Consider the following 13,722-nt stretch of genomic DNA (forward strand, 5'->3'; position numbering starts at 1 on the left):
GGCGCCCGCCAGCGTGATCGCCGTACGACGACCGCGCTCGTCCAGCGGGCTCGCACCCTCGGCAGCGGCGTGCCGGGCGCTGAGGTCGATGCCGGCGAGGGCGGTGCCGGTCCCGGCGGTGCCGCCGTCCCAGACGACACCGCCGGCGTGGACCTGGACGCCGTGCCTGCCGGGCTGGCCGGTCACGATCCCGCCGACCGCAGCGCCGAGGAGGCCACCGGGCACGAGCTCGTAGGCGCAGGCCTCGAGGGCGACGGCCTGGTCGAGGAGGGTCCCGCCCCCGCCACCGGCGGACTCGGGAACGGCGATCGACGCGACACCCATCTCGGCCACCGATGACCAGACCTCGTCGAAGCGGGCGTCCACGTCGCTCTCGGCGGCGCGAACGGTGTCCAGCGCACCGAGGCTGGCGGCCCACTTGCGCAGGCTCGCAGCGAGCTCCTCGTGCTCGTCGGTGATGCCGATCGACATGCTGCTCCCCTGGTCCAGACGGTCAGAAAACTAGAACGTGTTCTAAGACTACTAGACTTCAGGCGTGACCGACACGATGCCGCCGGACCTGCTCGAGCACGCGCTCGCCGCCAAGGGCTTCATGCCGCCCGACGAGGGCGAGCTCCTGCACCGGGTCGCCCGCGAGCGGCTCCCCCACGGACCGGCGCTGGAGGTCGGGACCTACTGCGGCAAGTCGGCGATCTACCTCGGCGCCGCCGCCCGCGAGGTCGGTGGCGACCACACCGTCGTCTTCACCGTCGACCACCACCGCGGGTCGGAGGAGAACCAGGCCGGCTGGGAGCACCACGACGCCAGCGTGGTCGACCCCGAGATCGGTCTCATGGACACGCTCGGGCAGTTCCGCAAGAACATCGCCCGCGCAGGCTTGGAGCAGCAGGTCGTCGCCGTCGTCGGGCAGTCGACGACGGTCGCCGCCCACTGGCGCACCCCGCTCAGCCTGCTGTTCATCGACGGCGGCCACGGCGAGCAGCCCGCGCGCGACGACTTCGCCGGCTGGGCGCACTGGGTGGAGGCGGGCGGCTCCCTCGTCATCCACGACGTGTTCCCCGACCCGGCCGAGGGCGGGCGTCCGCCGTACGAGCTCATCTACCTGCCCGCACTCGCCTCCGGGGCGTTCGAGGAGGTCGAGGCGGTCGGCTCGATGCGGGTGCTGCGCCGCGTGTCAGGCCTGGCGGGCGAGGCTCTCTGAGCTGCAGTCGCACTCCAGGGCGATCTCCTGGAAGTGCGGCGCGAGCGACGTCCCACGCATGATCCCGGAGCCCGGGCTGCTGTGACCGAAGGTCTCCCCCAGCGCGTCGGCGGCCAGGATGACGGCCGCCGCCGTGTAGGTGGTGTGCTCGTCGGGCCAGTTGACGTTGCGCGGCTCATCGTCGTCGGCCGAGAGCGGGTCGCCGTAGACCCAGCCGGTCCAGTACTTGCCGTCCTCGCCGCGCAGGTGCTGCATGTCGGTGAAGAGCTGGAGCGCACGGCGCCGGTCTCCGAGGGCGTCGAGCGCCATCGCGAGCTCGCAGGTCTCCGCACCGGTCACCCACGGGTTGGTGTCGACGCAGTGGATGCCGAGGCCCGGGACCACGAAGTCGTCCCACCGCGACTCGAGCAGCTCGAACGCGTCGCGGTCGCGGACCGCGCCGCCGAGGACCGGGTAGTACCAGTCCATCGAGAACGTGCTCTTGTCGGCGAACAAGTCACGGTGGACGCGGACCGCGTGGCCGAGCCGGCCGCCGGCGAGCTCCCACTCGGGCTGCGGGTCGTCCATCAGGTCCGCGAGAGCGACGCCGGCGCGGAGCGAGTGATAGATCGAGGCGTTGCCCGTGAGCAGGCAGTAGTGGTCGACCGGGGTCCAGCGGATCCCGCCGAACGGGTCCTGCAGCGACACGACCCAGTCGAGGGCGGCCCGCACGCTCGGCCAGTAGCGCTCGACGAAACGGATGTCGCGACGCACCAGCCAGTGGTGCCAGAGGCCGACGGCGAAGTACGCCGACATGTTGACCTCGCCACGTTCGTCGTCGACCTCGCCGTTGACGATCTTCATCGGGAACGATCCGTCGGCCCGCTGCATCGTCGGGATCCACGCATAGGCGCGCTCCGCCGCGGCGACCTGGCCGCCGACGAGCATCGCCATGGCCGCCTCGACGTGGTTCCAGATGTCGACGTGCTCGCCGACGGTCCACGGGATCGCACCGCAAGGCTCCTGCATGGCCGCGATCGATGCTGCGGACTCCGCGATCTCGACAGCGCTGAGCACGCCGTCGACGTACGGGAGGCGCGCCAGCGGGACCTCGAGGCCGAGGATCGGGATCTCCTGGGTCACGCTGACTCCGGCTTGCGGAAGTAGAGGACCATGCTCTTGCCGATGACCGGGTCCAGGACCCGGCCGGCGAGCTGGAGCGTCTTGGGCTGCTTCATGATCTCCCAGACCAGAAGCTTGTGGTACGCCTTCGCGAGCGGGTGGCCGTCGTTCTCGACGCCGACGGCGCACTTGATCCACCAGTACGGCGCGTGCAGCCCGTGGGCGTAGCCCTTGCCCTCGAACACCATCGCGTCGCCGGGCGTGCCGTCGTTGAACCGGCCGCCCTTGGTGACCTTGTCGATGAGCTCGTGGTCGGTGTAGATCCGGATGTGGCCGCCCTCGGCGTTGTGGTACTCGTCCGAGAGCTTCCAGTTGATGACCTCGGGAAGCCAGCGCGGGACCGAGATCGCCAGCGTGCCGCCGGGACGGAGCACCCGGATCAGCTCCTTGATGGCGTCGACGTCGGCGTGGATGTGCTCCAGCACCTCTGCCGCGACGATCCGGTCGAACTCGCCGTCGGCGAAGGGCAGGGCGAGCGCGTCGCCCTGCTTGACGTCGGCCTCGGCACCTTCGGGGACCTCGCCGGCCTCCTTCATGGCGACGAAGAGGTCGCGGACGTTCTCGAGCTCGTCGGCGTCCATGTCGAACGCGATGACGTCCGCGCCGCGGCGATACATCTCGAAGCTGTGGCGGCCGGCTCCGGCGCCCATGTCGAGGACGCGGTCACCCGGCTTGAGGCCGAGTCGGTCGAAATCAACGGTCAGCATCGGTGCGCTCCTCCTGGTACTGCACGATCACGTCTTCGAGGACGGCGGCGGTCTTCACCGCGACAGCCGACCAGCTGAACAGGTCCAGCACCCGCTGGCGACCGGCGGCACCCATCCGCGCCCGCCGCTCGGGGTCGTCGAGCAGGGCGCCGACGGCGTGCGCGAGCGCACCCACGTCGCCGGGCTCGACCACGTCGGCGCAGAGGCCGTCGGGACCGACGACCTCCGGGATGGCACCCGCACGGGAGACCACCAGCGGGGTCTCGCAGGCCATCAGCTCCGCGGTCGGGAGCGAGAAGCCCTCGTAGAGCGACGGCACGCAGGCGAGCTCGGCCGAGCCCATCAGCGCCACCAGCTCGTCGTCGGTCAGGCCGTTGGCGAAGCTCACGTGGTCGGAGATGCCGAGCTTCTCGATGAGCTTCTCCGTGACGCCGCCCTCCTTGGGCTTGGTCACCAGGACCAGCTCGAGCTCGCGCTCGGTGAGGAGCTTGGCGAATGCCTCGAGCAGGATGTGGATGCCCTTGAGCGGGGCGTCGGCGCTCGCCATGGCGAGGACCCGGCCCTTCACCCGCGGCTCGGTGGGCGCACTGAAGCGGTCGTCGACGCCCAGCAGGATCGTCTCGATGCGGGCCGGGTCGACCCCGAACTCGCGGGCGACGTCACGCTTGGAGGACTCCGAGGGGACGAGCACCTGGCGCAGCTGCGGCGCGGTCCGCTTCTGCTCGTTGAGGAAGGAGTACCAGCGCCAGACGCCGACCTTCGGGAACTCGACGGGCAGGGTGAACCGCTTGCGGTTCGACTTCGACTTCCGGCGGACCCACGGGGCCACCTCGAGCTCGATGGCCCGGTCCATGGTGATCGGGTGGTGGATGGTCGACGCCAGCGGGAGGCCGTGGCGCTCGACCTCGAGGATCGGCGTGGCGAGCGTCTGGTTGTCGAAGACGATGTCGAAGTCGTCGCGGCGCGCCTTGAGCAGCTTGACCACGCGCTTGGCGAAGGTGATCGGCTCCGGGAAGGCGCCGCTGCGCATCCGCAGCCACTCCTCGACGTCGATGAGGTCGCGGTACTCGCCCGGACGCGGGTTGCGGAACTCGTCACCCGGTCGGTAGAGGTCGAGGCTCGGCACCTTGGTGAGGGTGACGCCCTCGTCGAGCTCGGGGTACGGCTGACCGGAGAAGACCTCGACGGTGTGACCCAGCGCGACGAGCTCGCGGCTCAGCCGCCGGATGTAGATGCCCTGCCCGCCCACGTGGGGCTTGCTGCGGTATGACAGCATCGCTATCCGCATGTCGACTCCTCTTCACTCTCGATCCGGCGCTGCAGCTCGGTGGAGCGGGGCCGACCCAAACATAGAACGTGTTCCTATTATGGGCTACGTACGAGTAGCCTATATTCGGGCGTCCAGTCGCGAGGCATCGTGACAGCCGCTGAAGATCTGAACATTCCGGCTCGGGTGCGCCATTCCAGTGACGTGAGGCACACCCGGGTCGACCCGACGTCGCAGGGGAGACTGTCGTGACCACCGCCAACGCTCTGTCCGAGGAGCGATCCGACAACAGTGGCAGCGCTGCCCAGCGGGACCGCCGCAAGCGGATCCTGGACGCGACCTACGAGCTGGCCAAGGACGGCGGCTTCGACGCCGTCCAGATGCGCGCCGTCGCCGAGTCCGCCGACGTCGCCCTCGGCACGCTCTACCGCTACTTCCCCTCCAAGATCCACCTGCTGGTGTCCGCGCTCGAGACCCAGTTCTCCGACGCGCAGGAGCGCCTCAACATGCGCGAGATCCCCGGCGACGACGCCGGCGAGCGCGTGATCTACGTCCTCAAGCGGCTCACCCGCGGCATGCAGGGCGACCCCCAGCTGACCGAGGCCCTCACCCGCGCGTTCATGTTCGCCGACGCCAGCGTCGCCAGCGAGATCCACGCGGTGGGCATGTCGATGACCTCGATCGTCACCCATGCCATGCACGGCACGGTCCCCGAGCCCGACGCGATCACCGAGGAGGACGTGGTCCTCGCCCGGGTGATCGGCGACGTGTGGCTCTCGGCGCTGATGGCCTGGGTGACCGGCCGGTCGACGGCACCCGAGACCGCTCACCACATCGAGACCGCGGTCCGGCTGATCCTGCGCTGAGCCCGCGGGCCCCTGCACCATCAGTCGTCCCGGGCGGCCTTCTCGGCCGCTCGGCGCGCCTTGGCGATCGTGTCCTCGACGACCGCGTTCATCCGGGAGCCGTTGGGCCATCCGTCGTAGTGGCACGCCAGGATGACCAGCTCGCGCAGGGCGTCCTCGTCGAGCTCGCCGTTGGCGAGGGCAGCCGGGACCTGGATGGTCAGCACGTCGTTGGCGCGCTGCCCGACCAGCATCCCGATCAGGAACAGCCGGCGGTCGCGGTTGGACAGGCCGGGGCGCTGCCAGACGTCGCCGAAGAGGTGCTCGACCGTGTAGCGGAAGAAGTCACCGTCGCTGTCGGACATCTCGAAGCCGTAGACCTCCTCCATCTTCTCCAGGCCCTTGCGCCGGAGCTCGGAGAGTCCCTCGAACTTGTCCGCACTTCCCGTGCCGTCGCTCATCCGCGCGCCTCCCCTACAGCCGGAACGTCTGGCCGCCGTCGACGGCCAGGATCTGACCGGTGACCCACGACGACTCGTCGGACAGGAGGAAGAGGCAGGCGCCGACCATGTCGTCGACCTCGCCCATCCGCTTGATCGCCAGCGAGTTGCGCACGATGTCCTTCGCGGCGTCGCCGGCCTGGATCCTGGTGGCCTCGGTCGCGACGGGACCCGGCGCGATCGCGTTGACGCGGATGCCCTGACCGCCGAGCTCGTGGGCGAGCTGCTGGGTGAGGCTGTTGGTGGCCGCCTTGGCCAGGCCGTAGAAGCCCGAGTAGAGGTATGCCGCCGTCGAGCTCTGGTTGACGATCGCGCCGCCACCGCGCTTGGCGATCTCGGGATAGACCGCGCGGGTCATCACCAGGGCGCCGTCGAGGTTCACGGACATGAACTTCTTGTAGTAGTCCCAGTCGACCGAGATGAGGAGGTTGAACTCCATCGCACCGTAGATCGCCGCGTTGTTGACGAGGTGGTCGATGCCGCCGAACTCCTCGACGACGCGGGCGACCATCGCCTCGGCGGAGGCGGCCGACGACACGTCGGTGGCGACGAAGATCGCCCGCCCACCCGACTCGTTGATGGAAGCCGCGACCTTGGCGCCCGACTCCTCGTTCATGTCGGCGACGACGACCGCCGCCCCCTCGGCCGCGGCGGCACGGGCGTAGGCCTCGCCGATGCCTTGGGCGGCGCCGGTGACGACGACGACCTTGTTCTCGAAACGGTTGCTCATGTTCTTCTCCAGTTCGCAGGGGTAGGTCAGGCCGGCTCGGCGATGGTCTTCATCTCGAGGTACTCCTCGAAGCCCGCCACACCCATCTCGCGGCCGAGCCCGGACTGCTTGTAGCCGCCGAAGGGTGCGTCAGGGCTGAACCACACGCCGCCGTTGACGGCGAGGGTCCCGGTACGGATCCGCCGGGCGACGGCCTTGGCGCGGTCCAGGTCGGCGGAGTCGACCGAGCCGGAGAGACCGTAGGCCGACTCGTTGGCGATGCGGACGGCGTCGTCGTCGCCGTCGTGCGGGATGACCACGAGGACCGGGCCGAAGATCTCCTCCTGCGCGAGGCGCGAGGAGTTGTCGAGACCGGCGACGACGGTCGGCTGGATCCAGTTGCCGGGCTGGTCGATGATCGCGCCGCCGGTGGCGAAGGTGCCGCCCTCGGCCTTGGCGATGTCGAAGTACGCCGCCACCCGCTCACGCTGCACTGCCGAGATCACCGGACCACAGATCGCGCCGGGGTCGGCGGGGTCCTTGGCCCCGATCGATTCCATGGTCGCTGCGGCAACCTGGACGGCCTCGTCGTACTTCTCCCGCGGCACGATCAGTCGGGTCGTGATGGCGCAGCCCTGGCCGGCGTGGATGCAGGCGGCGGACGCGGGGCCACCGGCCACCGCGGCGACGTCGGCGTCGTCCAGCGCGATCGCCGCCGACTTGCCGCCCAGCTCGAGGAAGACCTTCTTCAGCGTCGGCGCCGCGGCCGCCATGATCGCCTTGCCGACGGGGGTCGAGCCTGTGAAGGAGACCATGTCGACGCGCGGGTCCGTCGTCAGCAGCGCGGCCACGTCGTTGGAGCGCGGCGTCACCACGTTGACCACCCCGGCCGGGAAGTCGGTGTGCTCGGCGACGAGGCGACCGAGCTCGGCCGCCACCCACGGGGTGTCCGGCGCGGGCTTGAGGACGACGGTGCAGCCGGCGGCCAGCGCCGGACCGATCTTGGCGAGGTTGATCTGGGTCGGGACGTTCCACGGCGTGATCGCGGCGACGACCCCGACCGCCTCGCGACGCACGGTGCGGCGCGACGGGATGCCCATCGGCGAGGCGACCCCGAGGTCGGACTCGAACTCGTAGGTCTCGGCGAGGTCGGTGACCCACTTCAGCCCGTCGACCGGCACGTCGAACCCGGCGGCCATCATCATGAACCCCGGCATGCCCACCTCCGCGGTGGTCAGGGCACGGAACGCGTCGGCGTTGTCGAGCAGGGCCTGGTGGAGCTGTCGGAGGCAGCGGACCCGCAGGTCGCGGTCGGTCGACCAGGTCGAATCATCGAAGGCGCGGCGGGCGGCGCCGATGGCCGCGTCCATGTCGGCCGCGGTGCCGTCGGGCGCGTGGCCGATCTCCTCCCCCGTGGCCGGGTTGAGGATCGGGTACGACGAACCGTCGCTCGCCGCGACGAGCTTGCCGTCGATCAGCTGCTGGGCGGCGGGAGGCAGTGCGGAGGCGGTGCTCATGCCGACACCTCCGGCGCTGGAGCCTGGGTGACGAAGTCGCCGCGCTCGACAGGCGGCGGCCACACGGTCGAGGGGATGTCCTTGTAGTGGTAGTGCCCGGGCACGCCGTGGCCACTCACCGACATCCGCTTGAGCAACGTCTCGGGGGCCTTGCCGGCCTTGATGATCTCGAGGAAGGTGTGCGCGGTCGACGGCATGTCGAACCAGTCGCGCTGCCAGGCGATCTTGATCGTGCCCTCGTCCGCGCCGGAGGTCTGGCGCTCGACCCCGAACCAGGAGCCGCCGAGCCCGAGGATCTCGTACTCCTCCCCCGTCTCGTCGTTGGTGATCCCGGACCGCTGCTTCCAGAACCCCAGGACCATCGACTTCTGCTCGTCGATGAGGGTGCAGACGTAGTCGTAGTGCCAGCCGTCGAGACCGTCCATCTCGATGCCGATGGCCCAGTCGCGGATCTGGTCGCGGCCGACCGCCATGAAGTGCTCGTCGGGGGCGTACATCCAGCCGTAGGTCGCGTCCTCGGCGTACCAGTCGGCCATGACGCGCCAGTCGCCGCTCTGCTCGGCGCGGCGGTTGACGTCGAGCCAGGAGTCCCAGAACTCCTCGATCTCGGCCCGGGTGAGGGAGTCGGTCATCTCAGTCCTCTTCTTCGATGGAGAGCGCGAACGCGGGGCAGTACTTCACAGCAGTCGTCACGTCCTTGCGGAGCGACTCGTCGGGGTGCTCGTCGAGGACGACCACGACGTCGGCTGCATCGTCGAAGCCGAACACGTCGGGGGCCTCGCCCTGGCAGAGCTGGTGGCCCTGGCAGATGCCGGTGTCGGCGACGACCTTGAACGCCACCTCACTCACCGCCCCGCGTCCGGCGGCGGTAGCGGACCTTGGCGGGCTGGGCGAGCTGGATCACCATCTTGGTGAAGTCGTCCTGGTAGGAGTCGAGCGGCTGCACGGCCTCGAACTCGAAGTCGCGCAGGATCACCGAGAAGATCGCCTTCATCTGCATCATCGCGAAGGCGTTGCCGACGCAGCGGTGCTTGCCGGCGCCGAACGGGATCCAGGTCCAGCGGTTCTGCAGGTCCTCCTGGCGCGGGTCGACGTAGCGGCCGGGGTCGAACTCCTCCCCCTTCGGGAAGTCGTCCTCGATCCGGTTCGACACCCGCGGTGAGGCCGCGATCACCGTCCCGGCGGGGATCGTGTGGTCGAGCAGCTCGAAGTCCTCCTGGACCAGCCGCATCAGGATGATGAGCGGCGGGTGCAGCCGCAGCGTCTCCTTGAGCGCGGACTCCAGGACCGGGATGGATCGAAGCGCCTGGAACGACACCTCAGGCGCCGTGCCGTCGGCGTCCGGGGAGTAGAGCGCGTCGAGCTCGGCGACGACGTCAGCCATCACGTCGGGGTGGCGGAGCAGCTCGATCATCGCCCAGGACGCCGTGCCCGACGACGTGTGGTGCCCGGCGAACATCATCGAGATGAAGATGCCGGTGATGTAGTCGGCGTCCATGCCCACGGCGATGAGGACGTCCAGCAGGTCGCGCTCCTCCTTGGGCACCTCGCCCCGGGCGATCCGGGCGTCGAGGATGGCCTGCACCTTCGCGACGAGCTGCTCGCGTGCCTCGTCGCGGACCCGGAAGTTCTCGATGTCGGCGTAGGGGTCGACGTACGCGATGGCGTCGGTGCCGTGCTCGAGCCGGTGGTAGATCTCGGCGAACGAGCCGTCGAGCTGGTCGCGGAACGGCTTGCCGATGAGGCACGCGGAGGTGGTGTAGATCGTCAGCTCGGCGAAGAAGTCGAGGAGGTCGATCTCCCCCTCGTCGCCCCAGCCGGCGACCATCCGGCGGATCTCCGCCTCGATCGTCTGCGCGTGCCCGCGCATCATGTCGCCGCGCAGCGCCTGGTTCTTCAGCATCTGCTGACGCTCCTCGGGCGAGGCGTCGAAGACGACGCCCTTGCCGAAGATCGGGGTCATGAAGGGGTACGCCGCCGCTTGGTCCAGCACGTGCTCCGGGGCCCGGAAGAAGGCCTCGTTGGCATCGGAGCCCGTCACCAGGACGACGTCCTTGTCGGCCAGCCGGAACCGGCCGATGTCGCCGCACTCCTCGCGGACCCGGTGGAACAGGCCGATCGGGTCGACCCGCATCTCGGGCAGGTGCCCGGTGCCCTTGATGATCGCCGGCACGTCGGCACCCTGGTCGTCGAGGACGGTGGATACCTCGGGGATGGCGTCGAGCGTCATGCCTGGTCCTCCTGGGAAGGCGTCGGGGGCGGGGTCAGTGGCGCTTCGGGGTTCACGTCGACCGGGCTGATGTGCACGCCGCGGGGCGCGCTCACCACGGTCGCGATCGCGTCGGCGATCGCGGTGGCCTTGAGGAAGTGGGAGTGCCGCGCGTGACCCCACTTGATCCACTCGGTGAGGACCTTCGCGCCGGCGTCGGCGTCCCAGTCGGAGCCCATCTCGGACCAGGTCGGGCCGGGCCGCACGACCGAGGCCCGGACACCCGTGCCCTCGAGCTCCATCTGGAGGGCCTCGACGAGTCCCTCCAGGCCGGACTTGGTCGCGCTGTAGCCGCGCATGAAGGGGCGGGCGCGGACGGCGGTGTCGGACGACACGAACACCAGGTCGCCGCGCTGGCGTTCCACCATGCCGGCGCCGAACGCGCGGATCAGGCGGTGCGCACCGAGCACGTTGACGTCGAACTCCGCGGCGAGCTGGTCGGTGGTGGCGTCGAGGAGCCCGCCGGGCGAGAGCAGGCCGGCGTTGCAGACGACGACCTCGGCCGCGCCGAGGCCGGCGGTCACCGCCACCGCGAACTTCTCGACGGACTCTGTCGACGCGACGTCGAGCGGGTGGACGAAGGCCTCGCCGCCGGCCGTGCGGATCTCCTCGGCCAGCTCCTCGAGCCGGTCGACGCGGCGGGCGCCCAGGGCGACCGGGAAGCCGGCTGCGGCGAGCGCCCGGGCCGTCTCGGCACCGATCCCGGACGACGCTCCGGCGACGACGGCGGGGCGCCGGTCGGGGTGGGCGGGCTTGCGCGACGCAGCCATCAAGCACTCCTCGGCGTGAACGTGACGGGCAGCGAAGCGAACCCCCGGACACTCGTGGAGTGCACCCGGACGGAGCGGTCGGCGTGGACCTGGAAGTGCTCGACCTGGCGCACCAGCTCGTTGAGGACCACCTTCGCCTCGAGCCGCGCCAGGTTGGCGCCCAGGCAGAAGTGCCGGCCGGTGCCGAAGCTGAGGATCTGGCTCAGCTCGGACCGGTCGCGGTGGATGTCGAACGTCGTCGGGTCGCTGAAAACCCGGTCGTCGCGGTTGGCGGACCCCAGAAGCACGAGCGCCTTCGACCCGGCAGGGATGGTGACGCCCGCGAGCTCGGTGTCGGCGACGACGTAGCGCGCCAGCATCTGGCTCGACGTGTCGTGGCGCAGCGTCTCCTCGATCCACGGCACGACCAGCGTGTCCGGGGCGTCGGGATGGCTGAGCAGCTCGGTCCGCTGGCCGGGGTGCGCCGACAGGTGGAAGAGCGCGTTGCCGAGCAGCTTGGTCGTGGTCTCGTTGCCGGCGACGACCATGAGGAAGAGGAACGCCATGATCTCGCCGTTGCTGAGCTTCTCGCCCTCGACCTCCGCAGCGATGAGCGCGGAGGTGAGGTCGTCGGTCGCGTTCGCCCGCCGCTGCTTGACCATCGCCGAGTAGTAGGTCATCAGCTCGATGGAGGCCTCCATGCCGGCCTGCGGCACGTCCCGGACGCCGTCCTCGCGGTGGACGACCAGGTCCGCGAGCCGTCGTACCTCGTCGCGGTCGGGGACGGGCACGCCCATCATCTCGGAGATGACGTCCATCGGAAGCTTCCCGGCGAAGTCGCGGATCCAGTCCGCCTCGCCCTGCTCGGCGTTCGTCGCAAGCGTCGAGGCGAGGTAGCGCTCGGTCAGCGCCTGGACCTCGGGGGTGAGCTCACGCACCCGGCGCGGGGTGAACGCGGCGGACACGAGCTTGCGCACCCGGGCCTGCTCGGCGCCGTCGAGGCCGAGGAACGACATCACCTTGTGGGCGTCCGGGCTCCACGCGGTCGCGTCGAGCGAGACGCCCATCCGGTTGGAGAACGTCTCGTCGTCCCGGAGCGCCGCGAACACGTCGGCGTGCCGGGAGATGACCCAGATGTCGTCACCGACCGCGTGGTGGACGGGGTCCTCGTCCCGGAGCCGCTGATAGGTCGGGTACGGGTCCTCGTGGAAGTGGTAGTCGTACGGGTCGAAGTGGAGGGCACCGTCGGGCCGGGTCGGAGCAGCAGTCATCAGTTCCCTCGCAGGATCACGTCGACGGCGGCGACGAGCCGCTCGGCCATCTGGTCGTAGGTCATCAGTCCCATCCCGGCCTGGAGCAGCGCGCCGGAGAAGGTCAGCACCAGCACCTCCAGCACGGCCGGATCGGCGGCCCGGTCGGGGGTGGCGAGCGCCGACTCGAACCGGCTGAGGAACTCCCCGCCGATCCGCAGCCGCAGCCGCTCGACGTCGGGGTCGCTGCCCAGCAGCGCGGGCGTGACGGCGGCGGCGAGGGCCGGCTCCTCGACGATCCGGGCGGTGAGGCCACGGACGGTGTCCTGGACCCGCTCAACGGCAGACCTGTCCGCGTCGGCGGTCGGAGCGGCCTGGGAGGCCAGGTGGCGCCAGAAGAGCTCGGCGAAGAGGTGGTTCTTGGAAGCGAGGTAGGTGTAGGCGGTCGCCGGGGAGACGCCGGCGCGCTGGGCGACGGTCCGGACCGTGAGGGTCTCGTGACCCACGGCGCGGAGCTCCTCGAGGCCCGCGGCCAACAACCGCTCGACCGTGTCGGCCTGGCGGGGGTTCAGACCACGCCGCGGCGCTTCGGACACTTGGCTGGACATGTGTCCAACATAGGAGACGTTTCGCCATCACGCAAGACATATCTAGAACGTGTTCTTATTCTGGTCGTATGCGCAACGGGATCGTTCTCTTCACCTCTGACCGCGGCATCACGCCGGCCGAGCTCGCCGTGGCCGCGGAGGAGCGCGGCTTCGACACCATCTACGTGCCCGAGCACACCCACATCCCGGTGCGCCGCGACGCGTTGCACCCGACCGGCGGTGAGGACCTGCCCGACGACCGCTACCTGCGGACGCTCGACCCGTGGGTCTCGCTCGCGACCTGCGCTGCCGTCACGCAGCGGATCGGGCTCTCCACCGCCGTGTGCCTGCCCGTGGAGTCCGACCCGATCACCCTGGCCAAGACCATCGCCACCCTCGACCACCTCTCCGGCGGCCGGGTCACCATCGGTGCCGGCTTCGGCTGGAACACCGACGAGCTCACCGACCACCACGTCCCCGCCGACAAGCGCCGTACCGTCCTCAAGGAGTACCTCGAGGCGATGCGGGCCCTCCACACCCAGGAGGAAGCCGCCTACGACGGCGAGTTCGTGAAGTTCGGCCCCTCGTGGGCCTACCCGAAGCCCCCGCAGGGGCGGGTCCCCGTCATCATCGGCGCGGGCGCCGGCCCCAAGACGTTCGAGTGGATCGCGAACCACGCCGACGGCTGGATGACCACCCCGACCTCCACCGAGGTCGCCGCCAACGCCGACAAGCTCCGCAAGGCCTGGGCCGACGCCGGCCGCGAGGGCTCCCCCGACGTCCGGATCCTCGTCGCCAAGCGGCCCACCGAGGAGGACTTCGCCGACTGGATGGCCGCCGGCGCCTCCGAGCTGATCTGGGGCGTGCCCGACAGCGACAAGGACGCCGTCCTCACCTACCTCGACAAGATGGCGGCGCGCCTCGGCCTCTCCGGCTGACTCGTCGTCCCCGGACTACATG

The 13,722-nt window shown here is 70.1% G+C and carries 16 protein-coding genes; 3 read left to right on the top strand and 13 right to left on the bottom strand.

Annotation, left to right across the window (positions count from 1 at the left end; translation table 11 throughout):
• Positions 1-471: acyl-CoA dehydrogenase family protein (locus tag H0487_RS06090; RefSeq protein WP_183093337.1), on the bottom strand; the 471-nt coding region annotated here is incomplete at its 3' end.
• Positions 472-535: 64 nt separating this feature from the next.
• Between H0487_RS06090 and H0487_RS06095 the strand changes: the two genes are divergently transcribed.
• Positions 536-1,201, top strand: a complete 666-nt coding sequence (locus H0487_RS06095) for a class I SAM-dependent methyltransferase (protein WP_312855839.1) — start codon at positions 536-538, stop codon at positions 1,199-1,201.
• On the opposite strand, the gene H0487_RS06100 is transcribed toward H0487_RS06095, so the two are convergent.
• The 3 genes from H0487_RS06100 to H0487_RS06110 are packed head-to-tail and all read right to left on the bottom strand — an operon-like array spanning position 1,175 to position 4,357.
• Entirely contained in the window at positions 1,175-2,323 is a 1,149-nt protein-coding gene (locus H0487_RS06100) for a prenyltransferase/squalene oxidase repeat-containing protein (protein WP_312855840.1), read from the bottom strand. The two genes, H0487_RS06095 and H0487_RS06100, sit on opposite strands and share 27 nt — an antisense overlap.
• Positions 2,320-3,069 (bottom strand): class I SAM-dependent methyltransferase, encoded by a 750-nt coding sequence (locus tag H0487_RS06105; RefSeq protein WP_183093338.1) that lies wholly within the window; start codon positions 3,067-3,069, stop codon positions 2,320-2,322. Before H0487_RS06105 ends, H0487_RS06100 begins: the two co-directional genes overlap by 4 nt.
• Positions 3,056-4,357 carry a glycosyltransferase family 4 protein gene (locus H0487_RS06110; protein WP_183093339.1) on the bottom strand — a complete coding sequence of 434 codons (1,302 nt, stop codon included), beginning with the start codon at positions 4,355-4,357 and terminating at the stop codon, positions 3,056-3,058. The genes H0487_RS06105 and H0487_RS06110 overlap by 14 nt, the downstream gene beginning before the upstream one ends.
• Before the next feature lie 227 nt (positions 4,358-4,584).
• Here H0487_RS06110 and H0487_RS06115 point away from each other — a divergent pair, with 227 nt between their 5' ends.
• Positions 4,585-5,202, top strand: a complete 618-nt coding sequence (locus H0487_RS06115) for a TetR family transcriptional regulator (protein WP_183093340.1) — start codon at positions 4,585-4,587, stop codon at positions 5,200-5,202.
• Between the two features lie 20 nt (positions 5,203-5,222).
• On the opposite strand, the gene H0487_RS06120 is transcribed toward H0487_RS06115, so the two are convergent.
• Genes H0487_RS06120 through H0487_RS06160 form a run of 9 tightly spaced genes read right to left on the bottom strand, consistent with a single transcriptional unit; the run spans position 5,223 to position 12,783 of the window.
• Positions 5,223-5,642, bottom strand: a complete 420-nt coding sequence (locus H0487_RS06120) for a carboxymuconolactone decarboxylase family protein (RefSeq protein WP_183093341.1) — start codon at positions 5,640-5,642, stop codon at positions 5,223-5,225.
• Between the two features lie 13 nt (positions 5,643-5,655).
• Positions 5,656-6,411: an SDR family oxidoreductase gene (locus tag H0487_RS06125; protein ID WP_183093342.1), complete on the bottom strand. Its 756-nt coding sequence runs from the start codon at positions 6,409-6,411 to the stop codon at positions 5,656-5,658.
• 26 nt (positions 6,412-6,437) lie between these two features.
• The gene (locus H0487_RS06130) at positions 6,438-7,907 is read right to left on the bottom strand and encodes an aldehyde dehydrogenase (protein WP_183093343.1); all 1,470 of its coding nucleotides are present in this window, start codon (positions 7,905-7,907) and stop codon (positions 6,438-6,440) included.
• A complete protein-coding gene (locus H0487_RS06135) occupies positions 7,904-8,539 on the bottom strand; it encodes a nuclear transport factor 2 family protein (RefSeq protein ID WP_183093344.1) in 636 nt (211 codons plus the stop codon). Before H0487_RS06135 ends, H0487_RS06130 begins: the two co-directional genes overlap by 4 nt.
• A 1-nt stretch (position 8,540) precedes the next feature.
• On the bottom strand, positions 8,541-8,756 hold the full coding sequence (locus tag H0487_RS06140; RefSeq protein ID WP_220793130.1) for a ferredoxin: 216 nt from the start codon (positions 8,754-8,756) through the stop codon (positions 8,541-8,543).
• On the bottom strand, positions 8,749-10,137 hold the full coding sequence (locus tag H0487_RS06145; RefSeq protein WP_183093345.1) for a cytochrome P450: 1,389 nt from the start codon (positions 10,135-10,137) through the stop codon (positions 8,749-8,751). The genes H0487_RS06140 and H0487_RS06145 overlap by 8 nt, the downstream gene beginning before the upstream one ends.
• Positions 10,134-10,946: an SDR family oxidoreductase gene (locus tag H0487_RS06150; RefSeq protein WP_183093346.1), complete on the bottom strand. Its 813-nt coding sequence runs from the start codon at positions 10,944-10,946 to the stop codon at positions 10,134-10,136. The genes H0487_RS06145 and H0487_RS06150 overlap by 4 nt, the downstream gene beginning before the upstream one ends.
• Positions 10,946-12,196 (bottom strand): cytochrome P450, encoded by a 1,251-nt coding sequence (locus H0487_RS06155; RefSeq protein WP_183093347.1) that lies wholly within the window; start codon positions 12,194-12,196, stop codon positions 10,946-10,948. Before H0487_RS06155 ends, H0487_RS06150 begins: the two co-directional genes overlap by 1 nt.
• Positions 12,196-12,783: a TetR/AcrR family transcriptional regulator gene (locus H0487_RS06160; protein ID WP_183093348.1), complete on the bottom strand. Its 588-nt coding sequence runs from the start codon at positions 12,781-12,783 to the stop codon at positions 12,196-12,198. Before H0487_RS06160 ends, H0487_RS06155 begins: the two co-directional genes overlap by 1 nt.
• A 68-nt stretch (positions 12,784-12,851) precedes the next feature.
• Here H0487_RS06160 and H0487_RS06165 point away from each other — a divergent pair, with 68 nt between their 5' ends.
• Positions 12,852-13,700: an LLM class F420-dependent oxidoreductase gene (locus H0487_RS06165; RefSeq protein WP_183093349.1), complete on the top strand. Its 849-nt coding sequence runs from the start codon at positions 12,852-12,854 to the stop codon at positions 13,698-13,700.
• The last annotated feature ends 22 nt before the right edge of the window (positions 13,701-13,722 follow it).

The sequence above is a fragment of the Nocardioides stalactiti genome (genome assembly GCF_014180715.1).
Taxonomy (GTDB): Bacteria; Actinomycetota; Actinomycetes; order Propionibacteriales; family Nocardioidaceae; genus Nocardioides; species Nocardioides stalactiti.